The following is a 16,010-nucleotide window of genomic DNA, read 5'->3' as shown; positions in this document are numbered from 1 at the left end:
TGTATTCAAAAATAAAGTTTTCTAATCTAATTAGGGTCTATTTCTAAAAACATTTCATCTTTAAACCCTATGAGGTAGAGCTTTACTTTAGCACGTGTTACGGCAGTATATAGCCAGCGTAAATAATCCTTATCCATTCCGTTAGGAAGATATGGTTGTTCTACAAAAATAGTATTCCATTGACCACCCTGTGATTTATGACACGTTATAGCGTACGAAAATTTTACTTGTAACGCATTAAAATATTTATTATTCTTAACTCCCAAAAACCGTTTGTAATTACTTTTTTCATTGGCATAGTCTTTAGCAACTTCCTGATAAAGTCTATTAGAATCGTCGTAACTTAAAGAAGCACTTTCAGCATTTATAGTATCTAAAAGCAAAACGGTTTCAAAAGGTCGCATACGTGGATAATCTACCATTTTTACTTTTACTTCGGCAAACTTAAAACCGTATAGTTCTTTTATGCTAAAGATTTCCAAAACTTCGATAATATCACCATTCGCAATAAAGCCTGCTTCGGTTGTAGGCTTAATCCAAAAGTAATTGTTCTTAACCACCATGAGGTAGTCGCCCGCAGACAATTCACTTTCATTAAATAATATTCGTTCCCTGATTTGTTTGTTGTAAAGATTAGCTCTTTTATTGCTGCGGACAATAATGGCCGTTTCTTCATAACCTTCATTACTGTAAGCATCATTAATAGCATCCATAATTTCATGACCATCTATTAATCGAACAATATCATTATAGGGGGCAACATTAAATTTAAAACTCTCGTAAATACCAGTATCTAAGGTAGCCCTAAGTTCTGTTGCATTTTCTAAAATTCCGGAATCTTCCTCTTGTCTCACAACTTCATCCAATTCTATACCAGAAACATCTTTATTGTAATTAAGGCTTAACTGATCTGCGTTTAATGCAGGGCTTAAATCTGATTTCACTGGTGGCAACTGGGCTTTATCCCCAATTAAAAGCAATTTACATTGATGACCAGAATACACATATTGCATTAGATCGTCTAAAAGTGAACCATTTTCAAAGAGTTTAGAATCTGACGGCATATCTGGTATCATTGATGCCTCATCTATAATAAATAGAGTGTTTCTATGTTTATTAGGTTGCATCACAAACTTTACGCCTCCACCTTTTTCTTTTTTTGGAAAATAGATCTTCTTATGTACTGTAAAAGCTTCCTTATTTGAATAATTAGAAATGACCTTAGCAGCTCTTCCCGTTGGAGCTAACAAAACGGCACTTTTTTTTGCCTGCCACAAATTGTTAACTATGGTACCAACAATACTAGTTTTACCTGTACCAGCATAACCTGATAATAAATATATCTGATTTGAAGATTTATCAAAGATAAATTGGGACAACTGCATGAGCACCATATCTTGTTTTGAAGTAGGCTGAAAAGGAAACTTTGATTTTAAAAGTGTGTAAAATGCAGAAGCATTAGTAACCATATAGAAATAAATTAAGCACAATATACCATTATTATATCTTCATAAAAAAGGCATAATCATATTTTGAATGATTTTTATTTAGATAGTTTTAAGCAATAAAAAAAAATTGTAGATTTGCGAGAGACCTAAATTAACTAATAAATAAAAAAATGACAATAATCGCAGCTATAGTTGGCATTATTCTTCTAACCATTCTTATTGTTTGGTTAATCGACAAGTTTGTTCCTAAAAAGTTAAAACCAATAATCAATTTAGTGCTTTGGGCACTTATAATCTTTCTTGGTTACATTACCTTTATGTCTGTTTACAAAGAGATCCAATTCAATCAATTAAAAGTAGAACGTTACAAAGTGGTTATTGATCGTTTGGTAGATATAAGAGACTCTCAACTAGCTTACAAGGAAGTAAAAGGTGAATATGCAGGTAGCTTTGATAAACTCATTGACTTTGTTGGCAATGGACAAGTTCCAATTACGCAACGTCGTGACACATTGGTTTTGGATGAGGAACGTACTCGTGCCTTTGGTGGTGTTGAAACCTTCAAAACTATTACTTTAATAGACACCCTTAGTTTTTACACTGTAAAGGATTCTATTTTTAAAGGTAGTGATCGTTACAAAACAATGGATGAAGTTGGCGTTGGTAAACCAGGTGCAAAATTTGAATTAAAAGCTGGAAAGTTAGACGATATCCCTGTATTTGAAGCTAGTGTAGATAAGGCAGTAGTTTTAGACGGACAGGAAAAATATCTTATAGATAAAGAAAAGCAAGCGATTTCTATTGCAGGTGTTAAAGGCGAGTCTGTGAAAATAGGCTCAATGGATGAGGTTAGCACCAGTGGAAATTGGGGTAAAGACCTTTCTAATAAGGAATAGTTTTGAGTAAAAATAACATTAAAGAACTGTCCATTCAAGTTAATTTGAATGGGCTTTCTTTTTGTATACTAAATAGAACGTCAAATACGATTGAATTACTGCAAAGTTTACCATTTCAGCAAACACTTAATCCTTTTGATGTGCTTAACCGCCTTAAAACCGAATTGAGTGCTAATTCTTCATTTTCTGTTGAGTTTGATGCTGTTAATGTGATACATCAAAATGAATTATCCAGTCTTGTACCACGAGCACTTTATAATGATAATAACAAAGCAGACTACCTTAAATTCAATACAAAAATTTTAAAAACGGACTTTATTACACAGGATGAAATTGCAGTAAACGATAGTATCAACATATACATCCCCTACATAAATATCAATAATTATATATTTGAAACCTTTGGCGCATTTACCTACAAACATTCTTCTACAGTATTACTAGATACCTTATTGCAAAAATCTTTGCAGAATGCAGATTTAGAAGTACACCTTCATGTTAACCGTAAAATGCTTGAGATTTCAGTAATTGACAAAGGTCAACTTCAACTTTTCAATGTTTTTGAATACCATAGCAAAGAAGATTTCATTTATTATGTCCTGTTTGTTTTTGAACAACTAAATTTAGACGTAGAAACTACAGTTATTTATCTGAGTGGAACCATAAACCGAAATGACGATCTTTACAACGTGCTCTATACATATATAAGACATGTAGAATTTGAGACTTTAAATCTTAACTATAGTTTTTCCGAACTTATTGACACAGAGCAATTACATAACCACTATTTAATATTAAATACCTTTTAATGCGTATCATTTCTGGAACATATAAAGGAAGGAAAATAGTAGCTCCTGCCAAGTTACCTGTGAGACCAACAACTGATATGGCTAAAGAAGCTTTGTTTAATATTCTTAATAATCAGTATTACTTTGATGATATTTCTGTTTTGGATCTATTTGCTGGTACGGGCAACATTAGTTACGAATTTGCGTCTAGAGGAACGGAAGATATCACAGCTGTAGATGACCACTATCAATGCACAAAATTTATAAGCCATACAGCAAAAGCTCTTGAAATGCCTATAAGAGCCATAAAAAGTGATGTTTTTAAATTTCTCGAAAATAGTAAACAACAATACAGCATCATTTTTGCTGATCCACCTTATAATTTCAGTATAGATTTATTCTCTAAAATTCCAAAATTAGTTTTTGACAACAAGCTACTTGATGATCGAGGCTTACTTATTATTGAGCACTCTAAGCATACGGATTTGAGTGATTTATCTAATTATTCACATTCTAAAAAGTATGGTGGAAATATGTTTAGTTTTTTTGAACATAGCCAGTAAATTTTTTGTTTTATTTAATTATAGATAAGATTGAGGTTCTAAACCAATAATTTTCATTAACTTACGCTATCTTATTTTGTAAAATTAAGCTTACCCTACGCATCTACAATTTAATTAACCTGTTTGTGCTTTCTATTAAATTTATACTAACCAATTAAATCGATTATTATGAAAAAATTATTATTACTGGGACTTTTAGTCATTTGCGTTGCTTCTTGCCAGGAGCAAAAACAACGTTATTTTGCAGAATCTGCCGAAACCAAAACCTTGGAAGCTGGCATTGCTGCTTATGAAAGTGGCGATTGGGACAAGTGGAGAAGTCACTTTGCAGATACTGCAAAAATCTATGTAAATTCAAGGGAAGCTATGACTGTGGAAGCACGAATGAACAATCTTGACGAGACGACTAAAGCATGGTCTTCTTATGGGTTTGATAAAGAAACAGACTATATTGAAATGGTACTAGACAAAGATGATGAAACTTGGGTTTACTATTGGGGACTGCATAGTGGAACCCTAACAAACGGTACAGCACTGTCTATGCCTGTGCATTTAGCGGTTCAGTTCACTGATGGTAAAATCACAGAAGAACACGTTTATTTTGACGGAACTGCAATGAACGAAGCCGTAAAAGCAATGCAAGCTGAGGCTGAAGCAACTATGGAAGAAACAGAAGAAATGGAAGAAATGGAGTAAAATGAATAGTTTATAAAGTTTAAAAAAAACCTTCTGAAAATCAGAAGGTTTTTTTTGTCCAAGCAAATCTATAAGCCGAATTCTGTATGCCAACATAAAGTCAGCACCCTTATCATTTATCTGCATTTACTGTTACCAGTAAACTTTAGCTGTCTACCCTCCAACATCAAGCGTGCAGCTCTTAAACGTTGGTTTACATGACATTGCACCACATAGAGTTTACCTGATTTCACTACAGCATAACCTGTACATACTTTCTGTTGCACTATTCCTAGCCTTTCGACTGGTGGCCGTTAGCCACTATGCTCGCACTATGGTGTTCGGACTTTCCTCAGAAAAATTTAATTGTCTGCGATAAGGCGATCTACTTGGCGTTAAAAGTACATAAATTGTTAATAACTCCTATTAAATTTTAATCCGAAGAAATGACTATTTAGAGGTTATTCTTAAATTTGTGTTTCAGTTAATTTTCGATGGAACATTTCGTAGTATCGGCACGCAAATATAGACCTCAAACCTTTAAGGATGTTGTTGGGCAACAGGCTATTACCAATACTTTACTCAATGCTATTGAAAACAATCATTTAGCGCAAGCTTTATTGTTTACAGGTCCGCGTGGTGTTGGTAAAACCACATGTGCGCGAATTTTGGCTAAGATGATTAATAGTGACGAGAACACTAGTGCAGATGAAGATTTTGCCTTTAATGTTTTTGAACTGGATGCCGCATCAAATAACGGTGTAGATCAAATTAGAGAATTAACGGACCAAGTTCGTATACCACCTCAAGTTGGTAAATATAAAGTGTATATTATTGATGAGGTCCACATGTTGTCTCAAGCAGCGTTTAATGCTTTTCTAAAAACCTTAGAAGAGCCACCAAAGCATTGCATCTTTATTCTGGCGACTACTGAAAAACACAAGATCATCCCAACAATTTTATCGCGTTGTCAAATATTTGATTTTAAACGTATTACAGTAACTGATGCAAAAGAATACTTAAAGTACATTGCTGAAGAGCAAGGTATAAATGCAGAAGATGATGCTTTACATATTATTGCCCAAAAAGCCGATGGCGCCATGCGAGATGCCTTATCTATTTTTGATAGAGTAGTTAGTTTTTCAGGGAAAAATTTAACTAGACAGGCTGTCACGGAAAATCTTAATGTGCTAGACTACGAAACGTATTTTGAGAGTACAGATTTAATCCTAGAAAATAAGATTCCGGAGCTGTTGGTGCAATTCAATACCATATTGTCCAAAGGTTTTGATGGGCATCATTATATCGCTGGTCTTGCTTCTCATTTTAGGGACTTAATGGTTTGTAAGAATCAAGTGACCATAGACCTTTTAGAAGTCGGTGAAGAAACCAAGCAAAAATATATAGACCAATCCCGTAAAACATCAAATACGTTCTTGCTAAAAGGAATTGAACTTGCTAACGAATGTGATTTAAAATACAAAACGAGTAAAAATCAAAGATTATTGGTTGAATTAACGCTCATGCAGTTAGCCTCTATCACTTTTGATGGAGAAAAAAAAAACAATAGACATTTCATAATTCCTCCTTCATATTTTAAGGCAAAGGGCATCACTCCAGTTCCTGTCCAAAAAACAAAAGAAGAAACAAAGCCAATTGCCAAACAAAAAAAGGTTGAACAAAAAGAAGAACAACATACACCAACCGCTTCAGTTTCTGAGCCTGTTTCAATACCAAAAATTTCAATTGATAAAGCCAAAAAATCAACTTCTGGTCTATCTTTAAAAAGTATAAAAGAAAAGAAAGAACATCAAATAAGACAATTAGATGTTGTTATAGATGAGGAAGATTTACCAAAAGAACCTGTTTCAGAAGAAGCCTTATTTAAAGCATGGAATGACTATACAGTTTCAATGTCTAAGAAAGGTGAAAAAATATTGGCATCTATCCTGCAAATGGACAAACCAAAACTTAAAGATACTGCCATTCATCTTACCTATTCTAACAATACAAACAAGATTGAATTAGAGCGCGCACAATATCCACTACTCACCTATTTGCGTAAAACCTTAAAAAACTACGACCTACATTTAGACATTACCGTAAACGAAGAAGTGGCAAAAAAATATGCTTTTACACCGAGAGAAAAGTATGAGAAGCTTAAGGAAAAGAATCCTAATATTGAATTACTTAAGAAAACTTTTGGGTTAGATGTATAAACTAATGAGAAATTTATTTGGGATACTTTTAATTATTCTTCTTGGCATTACAAGTAGTTGCGAAGGCCGTATAACCAAGAAACAGGCATTGGCAGAGGATATCGAGGAATTTAAGAAATCGGTTTCGGTACAATTGGAGATTTTTGAGCCTGAAAGCTACACAGAACATCGAGTTGATACTACATTAAGCAATGGCTTTAGAGTAAAGATAAAAGCCTATACAGATATGAACCATAGCGTAATATTTACAAAAATAAAGGACACTATAAACTACCAAACGCACTACAGAAATTTTAAATTTGACATTATAGTTGAAAAAGACAACAAGGTTATCTATGATAAGAGTTTTGATAAGCAAAAAGCCAATAAAGCGTTTAAATTTAATCCTAATCTGGTAAAAGGTTCAGATCTCTATAATTTTAACAAACTGGCCATATTAAACGCTATACAAGTAAATGATGACCCCAATTATGCCAATATGGTAGCCATAGACGTTATGTATGTAATACCGAAAACAGATAAGGTATCATATCACAAGATATTGATTAACGACAAAGGAAAAGCAAACTTCATTCAAACTGAAAAACATTAAAACTATGTTAGGTCTTAAACTCCCAACTGATCCAAGATGGGTAAATATTGTAGAAAAAAATATCGAAGAAATACTAACCGATCATGCGTATTGTGAGCAAAAAGCTGCAAGTACAGCAATTTCACTAATCGTGGGCTTTCCTGAATATACTGAGTTGGTAAAAGACATGATTGATTTGGTTGAAGAAGAAATGAGCCATTTTAAAATGGTACACGACCTTATTTTAGAACGTGGTTGGATACTGGGGAGAGATCGTAAGGACGACTATGTCCTTGCATTATTGAAGTTTTTCCCTAAAGGTGGTAGCAGAACCACACAGCTAGTGCACAGATTATTGTATGCTGCACTAATTGAAGCACGTAGTTGCGAACGTTTTAGATTACTGTCTGAAGAATTAGAAGATAAAAAACTAGCCAAATTCTACAGAAAATTAATGATTAGCGAAGCTAACCATTATACTATGTTCTTAAATTTTGCCAGGCAATATGGCGACAGAAAAGAAGTAGATAAAAAATGGCAGCAACTTCTTGAATATGAGGCTGAAATCATGAGGGATTTGGGCAAAAAGGAAACTGTTCACGGATAATTTCTTGTAAATTCAATCGAGTTATTAATAATAATTACCCAAAGTTTATCTTATGCTTTCACAAATAAAAATACTTCTATTCTAAGTAGTTTCAAGTTTATAAAAAATAAAGGCCTTAACCATTGGTTAAAGCCTTTAAAACTATATCAATATTTGTTTTAAATCTTTATTCCAAAACCAAATTGCATTACGTGGTTTTTGGCTTCTAGATTTGGTATGTCATCTTCATCCAAGATATTTGTTAATCCGTAAGAATATCTTGCATCAACAAACAACTCATCAGTAATCATATACTCTGCACCAACAACACCAGAAAAGGCGAATGTTGAAAAACCGTCATTGTTCTTCCATGTTTTTAAGGCTACCTGTGGTCCTGCCATAAAAGACAATCTATCTGAAGTAGATAATTTTAATAAAATTGGCATTTGAATATAATCTGCTCTAAGATCTTCATCCTTTCCGCCTTCTGCAGACCATTGTAATTCTGTATGTAATGCTAATTCTTCAGTAAAGCCAAATTCAGCAAAACCTGCAAAAGCAAAACCATTTCTATGTTTGTTTTCAAAAGTAGCATCAGGATCAAAATCCAGGTTAGATACGTTAAGAGCTCCTCTTACGCCATAACGGACTTCCTGAGCTAAACAAATGGTCGTAAAACACAATAACAATGAGGCAAGTAATAATTTCTTCATAATTTTCAATTTGAGACTACGAATATAAATGAAATTCCCATTCTGTGTTAAATGAATAGATTTTAGTAATAAAAAAGTAGTTAAACGGTAATTTCCAAGTTTATTCTTCTACCGTCACGCTCGAAACTGTTTCGTAGTATATACTTTTAATAATACCATCTGACAACCCAATTTTTGGGACGTAGATATCTTTCGCTCCACTCCACTTCATTGCCGATAAATAAATACGTGTTGCAGGAATAATAACATCTGCTCTATCTTGGTTTAAGTTAAGTTCAGTGATACGTTCTTCGTACGAGTATTGTTGTAAGGTATTGTAATAATTACTTAAGTAAAAATAGGTTAAAGGTTTACCCAGTTGCTTTCCTGAAATCTTAAATATTTTATTAATGTTACCTCCAGAACCAATTAAATCAATTTTATCGTAGGTTGAGGTATTGTCCTTAATCCATTGTTCAAGCTCACTCCAGGTCTCTCTTGTGACAATATCATTTAAAAGTCTTACTGTACCAACTTTAAAAGATTTTGACTTTATTTTATTGCCATTATGTATGATTGAAAATTCTGTACTACCACCACCTACATCAACATAAAGGTAAGTTTTGTTTTCATCTATATAGGTACTCAAATCTGTAGCTGCAATAATAGCGGCTTCTTCTTCACCATCAATTATATCTATACTTATACCACAGTTATCTGCAATTTTTTTGGTTAGCTCCTTACTATTATTGGCTTCACGCATAGCAGATGTAGCGCAAGCTTTATATCGAACGACTCCATGAGACTTCATGAGTAAACTAAAGGCTTTCATTGTGTCCATCATACGCTCTTGATTGTATTCTGTCACTTCTCCTTTTATAAAAACATCTGCTCCAAGTCTAATCGGTACGCGTACCAACGAATTTTTCTTAAATACGGTAGGTTTACCTTTCTGTTCTATGATGTTTGAAATTAATAACCTTACGGCGTTTGATCCAATATCAATGGCGGCGTATTTTTGAATCTTCAGCATATTATCCTTCTAACTTTTTTAAGTAATAATTATAGGTTTCAAATTGAGCCCTAATTTTTGGCTTATCGTTTCTACGATACGTATTGTCTTGAGTCTCATTGATAATTCTGGCTTTTACATTATCATTCCAACAAATCTCAAACAAATCTTGTAATTCCTGCTTTATGTCTTCATCATAGATTGGACAACTTACCTCCACTCTATGCTCGATATTTCTTGTCATCCAATCAGCCGAAGAAATATAAACCAATGGATTATCGTTATTGGAGAATATATATAAACGCGTATGTTCTAAAAACTTATCGACAATACTAATGATTTCTATATTTTCACTCATTCCTTTCATATCAGGCACAAGACAGCACAAACCTCTAACAATCATTTGAATTTTTACACCGGCTCTGCTTGCCTCATACAACTTGTCGACCATTTTATAACTGCTTATACTATTCATTTTTAATTTTATATAAGCATTCTTTCCTTTTTTAGCGTTTTCTATCTCGTTATCAATTAAGGAGAATAATTTGGATTTAGTGTAATGAGGTGATGCTATTATATGTTTATATCTATTCACCATGTAATTAACTTCCAAGAAATTAAAAACCTTATTGATGTCTTTTAATATCTTAGAGTTTGCCGTAAGTAAAGTAAAATCTGTATAAAATTTTGCTGTAGACTCATTAAAGTTTCCGGTACTTATAAAGCCATAACGTTTTAATTTAGACTCCTCTTCTCGCTCAATAACACACATTTTACAGTGAACTTTTAAGCCAGGAACACCAAATAACATCTTAACACCTGCATCTTGCATTTGCTCAGCATAATTGATATTTGCTTCTTCATCAAAACGTGCCCTTAGCTCAATAGAAACCGTAACTTCTTTACCATTTTTGGCGGCATTAATAAGCGAACTTGCAACGTGTGAAATCTGTGCTAATCTGTAAATGGTAATTTTTATGGTTCTTACCTTTGGGTCTAAAGCCGCTTCTCTTAGAAATTTAACTACATAGGAGAACGTATGATATGGCGTATAAACGAGGTAGTCTTTCTCTGCAACAGTCGTAAATATACTTTCCTGTAAACTTAAACCTTTTACAGGCAAAGGCTTGATTCTTTCATAGAGCAAATCTGTTCTCCCTAAGCTCGGAAAATCCATATAATCCCTACGATTGTGATAACGGCCTCCAGGTATAATACTGTCCTTGGTATCAATTTCCATACGCTCCAACAAAAAGCTGAGCGTATCACTTTCAATATCCTTATCATGAACAAAACGGACAGGATCGCCGCTTTGTCTTTCTTTAACACTACGAGATAGCTTATCTACAAAACTTTTACTTAAATCACTATCAAAATCGAGCTCACCATCGCGTGTAATCTTAATCATGTGAGCAGTAATCGAATCATATTTAAAAATATTGAATATTTCATTTAAGCAATGACGGATCACATCATCTACCATTATAATATAATTGGCATCTCCCTTGCTTGGTAAAACAATAAAACGCTCCATACTTTTTGAAATCTCAATAAGAGCGTATTTGTCCTTGCCGTTTACATTAGACATTTTAACCGTTAGATAACCAGAACTATCCTTTAATTCTGGTAAATCAATATCTTCATCTAAAATGATGACAACAAGTGCTGGACTAATTTCTTGATAAAAGTAATTATTAATGAAAACGTGCTGTTCCTCATCAATCTCTGTTTCATTAATGATGAATATATTTTCACTTTCCAGTTCTTGTTCAATTTGATTTAAAATCTCTATACTCTCCCTCTGTTGCTCAATAACTACTTGTGTAATTTCTTCTAGCAACTCACCAGCTTTTATTCCTCCTAATTCACTTTTTCCACCCTTGCCTGCATCATAGATGCGTTTTACAGTAGCATAGCGTACTTTGAAAAATTCATCCAAATTATTTGAAAATATACCCAAAAACCTCAAACGTTCGATCAAAGGTACTGTTTCGTCTGCAGCCTCCTGTAGTACACGTGCATTAAATTGAAGCCAGCTTAACTCTCTATTAATGTATATGTTTTTATCTTTAGTCATTATTTTTTAAATCCTTAGGGGTAATAATAAAAGCGGTTGAACCTTTCTTAAGGTCAGCCCAACTTGAAATTTCAAAATTAAGTTTTATCAAACCACTAGTAGGTAGATTTTCTATAAACTTATTCCCAAATATATTAGCAATAGATGTAAAAGCATGATTATGGCCAAATATCATAACGGTATCATAACCATTTGGTAAGTTTTTAATAAAATTTATGACGCTTTCACCACCAAAGTCATAAAGATCATCTCTAATCTCTATTGATTTTTCTGAAAGATTAAATGTCTCTAAAAATATTTTACAGGTTGAGAAAGCCCTTACAGCAGGACTACAAAAAATCTTATCAGGTAATTTATCTAATTCTAAATATCGATTGGACACCAGCTTAGCATCTTCTCTACCCCTTTGTTGTAGGGGTCTTTGCGAATCTGACACATCGTATTTCCATGACGATTTTCCATGTCTTACTAGTATTAATGATTTCATGATTTTCCGATTAAATGCAATTTTTTTCGATAAAATGTTGCATATATCCGTTTTAACGACTATTTTGGCGCTTTAACTCTAATGTTTGTATTAGAGATTAGATATAAGTTCTTTTGCTTTTGTAAAATTAATGTAAATGACCCCAAATCAAAAATATATTAATCCATTCATTGATTCATTTACATTAATAATACTTCCCTCTATTTTTTTGCAATTAACAAAACAACAAATGTTGCAGCTTATTAGTGATTAATATTTTCAAAACTGAAGGTAATTATCATTTTTAATTTGATGCATCATACACGTATAAGTTATTATGTATAGTATGAGAAACAAATACAATTGTATTTCAGGCTCAGGTGTGGCTGGTCGGTTATTAATGATATTACTGGTTATACTACCAAATATATTTTTCGCCCAACAATCACCTTCGATTCAGACTGGTGTAACATTTCAATGGGCAGATACCCAATCTAATAATAGTGATTCGGCAACAATCCAATCTATCACGATTGATGGTACCGTTTACAACACATTCGTTGTACCTTCTAGCTACGAAATGACAAGACTAGGTCCTGATGGACACAATCCTAACAACATTAGATTAAATGGTGGTGTGGTTGTTGGTAATAGTAGTGCAGCAAATTGGGCTACTAGTGCTACCCAGGCATTTCAGAGTAAAAACTTAAATCACTATTTCGAAGCAAATCCTAATGGTAGAAATATTTGTTCTAATTTTGGAGCTGCCCCTACAACTGATGCTCAAAAGCAAACTATCTTTTACAACCCAGCAATACCGTCTAATCAAGGTGGTGTTCTAGCAGTTACAGAACGTGGTGGTAATAACTGTTTTTATATTGAAGTCTGGGGAACACCACCTGGTGGTGGTCCAGAACAAAAACTGGGTGAAACATTCGTAAGAAACCAAGGAAATTATACTGGATGTAATTTTGGCCCACCTTTGCCAAATTCAGATTATTGGCAATCGGGTCGTTGTAATGAAAATGGACAGACTGTGGGTATCGGATTATTTTATCTTGACGATCTAGCACCAACGGGCTCACAAATTACGAAGATTGAATTTATTGCTGCCACCCGAGATCATGGGGATGGTAAATTTTTTATTTTACAGAAATATGCAGTAGATCAGCAGGGTAACAAATGTTTAAATGAAGTGTTTAATGGGAACCTTCATGAAGTAAATAATGTTCCTCTTGGATCTACATATTCCATTGTAACCCCACCGAGTCCTGCTGGTCAGTCGTTTTCATTCAATTCTGATGGAACATATACTTACGTACCTTCACCTGGTTTTATTGGTGATGTAACATTTGAATATGAGGTCTGTTTACCAGCACCTAACACTTCTGTCTGTGATACAGCTGAAGTAACACTGAGTTACATTGCTCCTCCAGACGATCCAGAGTTTACAATAAGTTGTAATGGAACCGTTAATGAGTTTACAGTCTCTGTAACGCATCCTTTAGGTGATATTTATGATTATTCCGTAGATGGTGGAACAACTTATCAAGACTCCCCGATTTTTGATGGATTATCACCTGGAAGTTATACATTATTAGTACGTAATAAATTTATAGGCTGTGTAACGAGTTACACAAGTAACCCTGTAGTTCTAACGACTTTAAATCTTACTGAGAATATTACAGATGTATTATGTAGATCTGAAGCTACAGGTTCTATAGATGTTACAGTGTCCGGAGGTAACCCACCTTATACGTATTCGTGGAATAATGGTTCTACAACTGAAGATCTAATTAATGTTATTGCAGGTAACTATACGGTAACAATAACTGATGCTAACGACTGTATTATATCCCAAGATTTCACAATTAATCAGCCAGCACAAGGGCTAACATCAACTAGAAGTATTAATGATGTTGTATGTAATGGAGATAGTACAGGTTCAGTAGACTTAACCGTAAATGGAGGAACTCCTCCTTACACATTTTTGTGGAGTAATGGATCTACAAGCGAAGATATTTCTGATTTATTTGCTGGCACCTATAACGTTACAATTACAGACGCTAACGGATGTACTACCACAAATTCTGCTACTGTTACAGAGCCAGATGCCGTACCATGTCAAATTATTGTAGATAATTGTCCTCCTACTGTAGATACTGCATGTAGTAATGATGATCTTGGAACACCGGTTTCTTGGGATCCGCCAAACTTCGCTTATCAGTGCTGTACATCTTCTCCTGGTGATGATTATTCATTCAATGTGGAGTTTGATTTGCCTGAAAGTGGTAACGACTGTTGGGACTATAATAGAGTTCAAAGGATTGGATCTAATAACTTAAGACTCTTCCAATCTAGTGGTACAAATGTTAATTTTACTACACCTCTATCCTATTTTGATACATCATTAGGGGTAGACATCAATATGGAGCTAATAGTTCCGTCTGGAACTTTTGATTGGAACTTAGAAGTTTTAGCAAATTCAACTGTTATATACTCCAATACAGTAACAAGTATTTCTGCTTCCGGTCTTCAAACCATTACAATCCCGAATTCAGTGCCTAGCGGTGACTACAGATTGAGATTTAATTTTGATGACAACGGAACAAATTTAAATGCTAGTGACCAAATTGAAGTTGATAGGCTGTATTATAACGCTATACTTTTGGAAACGGCTTGTTTAGATGGAATTAATTTTGGTGTTACTTCAAATTATAATCCAGGTGATGCTTTCCCTGATGGTGACACGACTGTTATTTATACAGCAACATATACTTATCCTGATGGTTCTACAGATCAGTTGACCTGTGAATTTAATGTTGAAGTTTTTGATATTGAATTAACTGAATCAACAGTTGATAAAGAAGATGTTTCATGTAATGGTGAATCAGATGGATCTTTTGCAATAAATGCAACTGGAGGCTCCGCACCTTATCTTTACAGTTTAGATAATATTGACTTCAGTAATACTACAGGTGTATTTAGTGACTTAAGTGCAGGTAGTTATACTGTCTATGTAAAGGATGACAATGGATGTGAAGAAACTATAGATATAGTTATAAGCGAACCAGCTATACTTGAAGTTAATTTGGATGAATCAAATAATGTGGATTGTGCTGGTATAGCTAATGGTAACTTCACTGTTTCTGCGGTTGGTGGAACGCTACCCTATCTATTTTCAATTGATGGTGGAACCACAAATCAGTCTTCTGGATTATTTGAAAATTTATCCAGTGGATCGTATACTGTTTTAGTAACGGATGCTAATGGCTGTACAACTTCAATTATGGCCAATGTTGGGATCAATGATAATGAGAATCCTCAAATTTCAGTTCCTAGTAATTTAGATATTGAAGGTTGTTCCTCTGCCGATATTACTTCTGGAAACACTGTATTTAATTTTAATGATTCTGGATCTGCTGATGTCCAAAGTGTTTTTAGTAATAACCCAAATTATAATGCATCTGATGATTTCAATATAGCATCTATAACTTATACTGATATTATAACATCAGCTGATAATTGTCCTTTAATTGTAGAACGAACATTTACAGTTACAGATAATTGTAATAATTCCGAAACAGCAGTACAAATTATAACAGTTGAAGATAAAGAAGCACCAACGTTCAATGAGGCCTTGCCTACTGACGTTACCGTTGAGTGTGATGCGGTACCTACTGCCGAGACCTTAACGGCTTCTGATAACTGTGGTACGGCTACGGTGACTTTTGAAGAGACCACGACCGCTGGTACTTGTGACAACGACTATACCTTGACCAGAACTTGGACGGCTACCGATGCCTGTGGCAACGAGACCGTGCATACACAGACCATTACCGTTCAGGATACTGTGGCTCCAACATTTAACGAAGCACTTCCTGCGGATGTTACCGTTGAGTGCGATGCGGTACCTACTGCCGAGACCTTGACGGCTTCGGACAACTGCGGTACGGCTACGGTGACTTTTAATGAGACTACCACTGCCGGTACTTGTGATAACGACTACACATTGAC

At 34.3% G+C, this 16,010-nt stretch carries 13 protein-coding genes and 1 other RNA gene; 8 read left to right on the top strand and 6 right to left on the bottom strand.

Annotation, left to right across the window (positions count from 1 at the left end; all coding sequences use genetic code 11):
- Positions 1-26 precede the first annotated feature (26 nt).
- Positions 27-1,469: an ATP-dependent DNA helicase gene (locus ACFQ1K_RS02920; protein ID WP_320554908.1), complete on the bottom strand. Its 1,443-nt coding sequence runs from the start codon at positions 1,467-1,469 to the stop codon at positions 27-29.
- 149 nt (positions 1,470-1,618) lie between these two features.
- Between ACFQ1K_RS02920 and ACFQ1K_RS02915 the strand changes: the two genes are divergently transcribed.
- The 4 genes from ACFQ1K_RS02915 to ACFQ1K_RS02900 all read left to right on the top strand — a co-directional run bounded on the left by ACFQ1K_RS02915 (position 1,619) and on the right by ACFQ1K_RS02900 (position 4,391).
- The gene (locus ACFQ1K_RS02915) at positions 1,619-2,344 is read left to right on the top strand and encodes a hypothetical protein (RefSeq protein WP_320554907.1); all 726 of its coding nucleotides are present in this window, start codon (positions 1,619-1,621) and stop codon (positions 2,342-2,344) included.
- Positions 2,345-2,346: 2 nt separating this feature from the next.
- Positions 2,347-3,153: a DUF3822 family protein gene (locus ACFQ1K_RS02910; protein ID WP_320554906.1), complete on the top strand. Its 807-nt coding sequence runs from the start codon at positions 2,347-2,349 to the stop codon at positions 3,151-3,153.
- A complete protein-coding gene (locus ACFQ1K_RS02905; protein WP_320554905.1) occupies positions 3,153-3,695 on the top strand; it encodes an RsmD family RNA methyltransferase in 543 nt (180 codons plus the stop codon). The genes ACFQ1K_RS02910 and ACFQ1K_RS02905 overlap by 1 nt, the downstream gene beginning before the upstream one ends.
- A 168-nt stretch (positions 3,696-3,863) precedes the next feature.
- A complete protein-coding gene (locus tag ACFQ1K_RS02900; RefSeq protein ID WP_320554904.1) occupies positions 3,864-4,391 on the top strand; it encodes a nuclear transport factor 2 family protein in 528 nt (175 codons plus the stop codon).
- 55 nt (positions 4,392-4,446) lie between these two features.
- Here ACFQ1K_RS02900 and rnpB read toward each other — a convergent pair.
- Positions 4,447-4,762, bottom strand: an RNA gene (rnpB, locus tag ACFQ1K_RS02895) — RNase P RNA component class A.
- 102 nt (positions 4,763-4,864) lie between these two features.
- On the opposite strand from rnpB, the gene dnaX reads away from it, so the two are divergent.
- From dnaX to miaE, 3 genes are read left to right on the top strand one after another with little or no spacing between them, the layout of a single operon-like run.
- Positions 4,865-6,589 carry a DNA polymerase III subunit gamma/tau gene (gene dnaX / locus ACFQ1K_RS02890; protein ID WP_320554903.1) on the top strand — a complete coding sequence of 575 codons (1,725 nt, stop codon included), beginning with the start codon at positions 4,865-4,867 and terminating at the stop codon, positions 6,587-6,589.
- Between the two features lie 4 nt (positions 6,590-6,593).
- The gene (locus ACFQ1K_RS02885) at positions 6,594-7,181 is read left to right on the top strand and encodes a hypothetical protein (RefSeq protein ID WP_320554902.1); all 588 of its coding nucleotides are present in this window, start codon (positions 6,594-6,596) and stop codon (positions 7,179-7,181) included.
- A 4-nt stretch (positions 7,182-7,185) separates the two neighbouring features.
- Complete coding sequence (gene miaE / locus ACFQ1K_RS02880) at positions 7,186-7,767, top strand: tRNA-(ms[2]io[6]A)-hydroxylase (protein WP_320554901.1); 582 nt, start codon at positions 7,186-7,188, stop codon at positions 7,765-7,767.
- 158 nt (positions 7,768-7,925) lie between these two features.
- Here the strand turns inward: miaE and ACFQ1K_RS02875 are convergent, their stop codons facing one another.
- From ACFQ1K_RS02875 to ACFQ1K_RS02860, 4 genes are all read right to left on the bottom strand, one after another.
- Positions 7,926-8,459 (bottom strand): porin family protein, encoded by a 534-nt coding sequence (locus tag ACFQ1K_RS02875; RefSeq protein WP_320554900.1) that lies wholly within the window; start codon positions 8,457-8,459, stop codon positions 7,926-7,928.
- Between the two features lie 100 nt (positions 8,460-8,559).
- Positions 8,560-9,471, bottom strand: coding sequence for a Ppx/GppA phosphatase family protein (locus tag ACFQ1K_RS02870; protein ID WP_320554899.1), 912 nt, complete (start codon positions 9,469-9,471; stop codon positions 8,560-8,562).
- Between the two features lies 1 nt (position 9,472).
- Entirely contained in the window at positions 9,473-11,527 is a 2,055-nt protein-coding gene (gene ppk1 / locus ACFQ1K_RS02865; protein WP_320554898.1) for a polyphosphate kinase 1, read from the bottom strand.
- Positions 11,520-12,014 carry a SixA phosphatase family protein gene (locus ACFQ1K_RS02860; RefSeq protein ID WP_320554897.1) on the bottom strand — a complete coding sequence of 165 codons (495 nt, stop codon included), beginning with the start codon at positions 12,012-12,014 and terminating at the stop codon, positions 11,520-11,522. Before ACFQ1K_RS02860 ends, ppk1 begins: the two co-directional genes overlap by 8 nt.
- Positions 12,015-12,339: 325 nt before the next feature.
- Between ACFQ1K_RS02860 and ACFQ1K_RS02855 the strand changes: the two genes are divergently transcribed.
- A partial coding sequence (locus ACFQ1K_RS02855; RefSeq protein WP_386133769.1) for an HYR-like domain-containing protein occupies positions 12,340-16,010 on the top strand: 3,671 nt, incomplete at its 3' end.

The organism is Winogradskyella aquimaris (assembly GCF_042676105.1).
Classification (GTDB): domain Bacteria; phylum Bacteroidota; class Bacteroidia; order Flavobacteriales; family Flavobacteriaceae; genus Winogradskyella; species Winogradskyella aquimaris.
Note: the sequence above shows the minus strand (reverse complement) of the source record. Positions and strands in the feature narration are given on the sequence as shown.

Coding starts and splice junctions, on each gene's coding strand:
- ACFQ1K_RS02920 (WP_320554908.1), bottom strand. CDS start 1,469: ATGGTTACTAATGCTTCTGCATTTTACACACTTTTAAAATCAAAGTTT.
- ACFQ1K_RS02915 (WP_320554907.1), top strand. CDS start 1,619: ATGACAATAATCGCAGCTATAGTTGGCATTATTCTTCTAACCATTCTT.
- ACFQ1K_RS02905 (WP_320554905.1), top strand. CDS start 3,153: ATGCGTATCATTTCTGGAACATATAAAGGAAGGAAAATAGTAGCTCCT.
- ACFQ1K_RS02900 (WP_320554904.1), top strand. CDS start 3,864: ATGAAAAAATTATTATTACTGGGACTTTTAGTCATTTGCGTTGCTTCT.
- dnaX (WP_320554903.1), top strand. CDS start 4,865: ATGGAACATTTCGTAGTATCGGCACGCAAATATAGACCTCAAACCTTT.
- ACFQ1K_RS02885 (WP_320554902.1), top strand. CDS start 6,594: ATGAGAAATTTATTTGGGATACTTTTAATTATTCTTCTTGGCATTACA.
- miaE (WP_320554901.1), top strand. CDS start 7,186: ATGTTAGGTCTTAAACTCCCAACTGATCCAAGATGGGTAAATATTGTA.
- ACFQ1K_RS02875 (WP_320554900.1), bottom strand. CDS start 8,459: ATGAAGAAATTATTACTTGCCTCATTGTTATTGTGTTTTACGACCATT.
- ACFQ1K_RS02870 (WP_320554899.1), bottom strand. CDS start 9,471: ATGCTGAAGATTCAAAAATACGCCGCCATTGATATTGGATCAAACGCC.
- ppk1 (WP_320554898.1), bottom strand. CDS start 11,527: ATGACTAAAGATAAAAACATATACATTAATAGAGAGTTAAGCTGGCTT.
- ACFQ1K_RS02860 (WP_320554897.1), bottom strand. CDS start 12,014: ATGAAATCATTAATACTAGTAAGACATGGAAAATCGTCATGGAAATAC.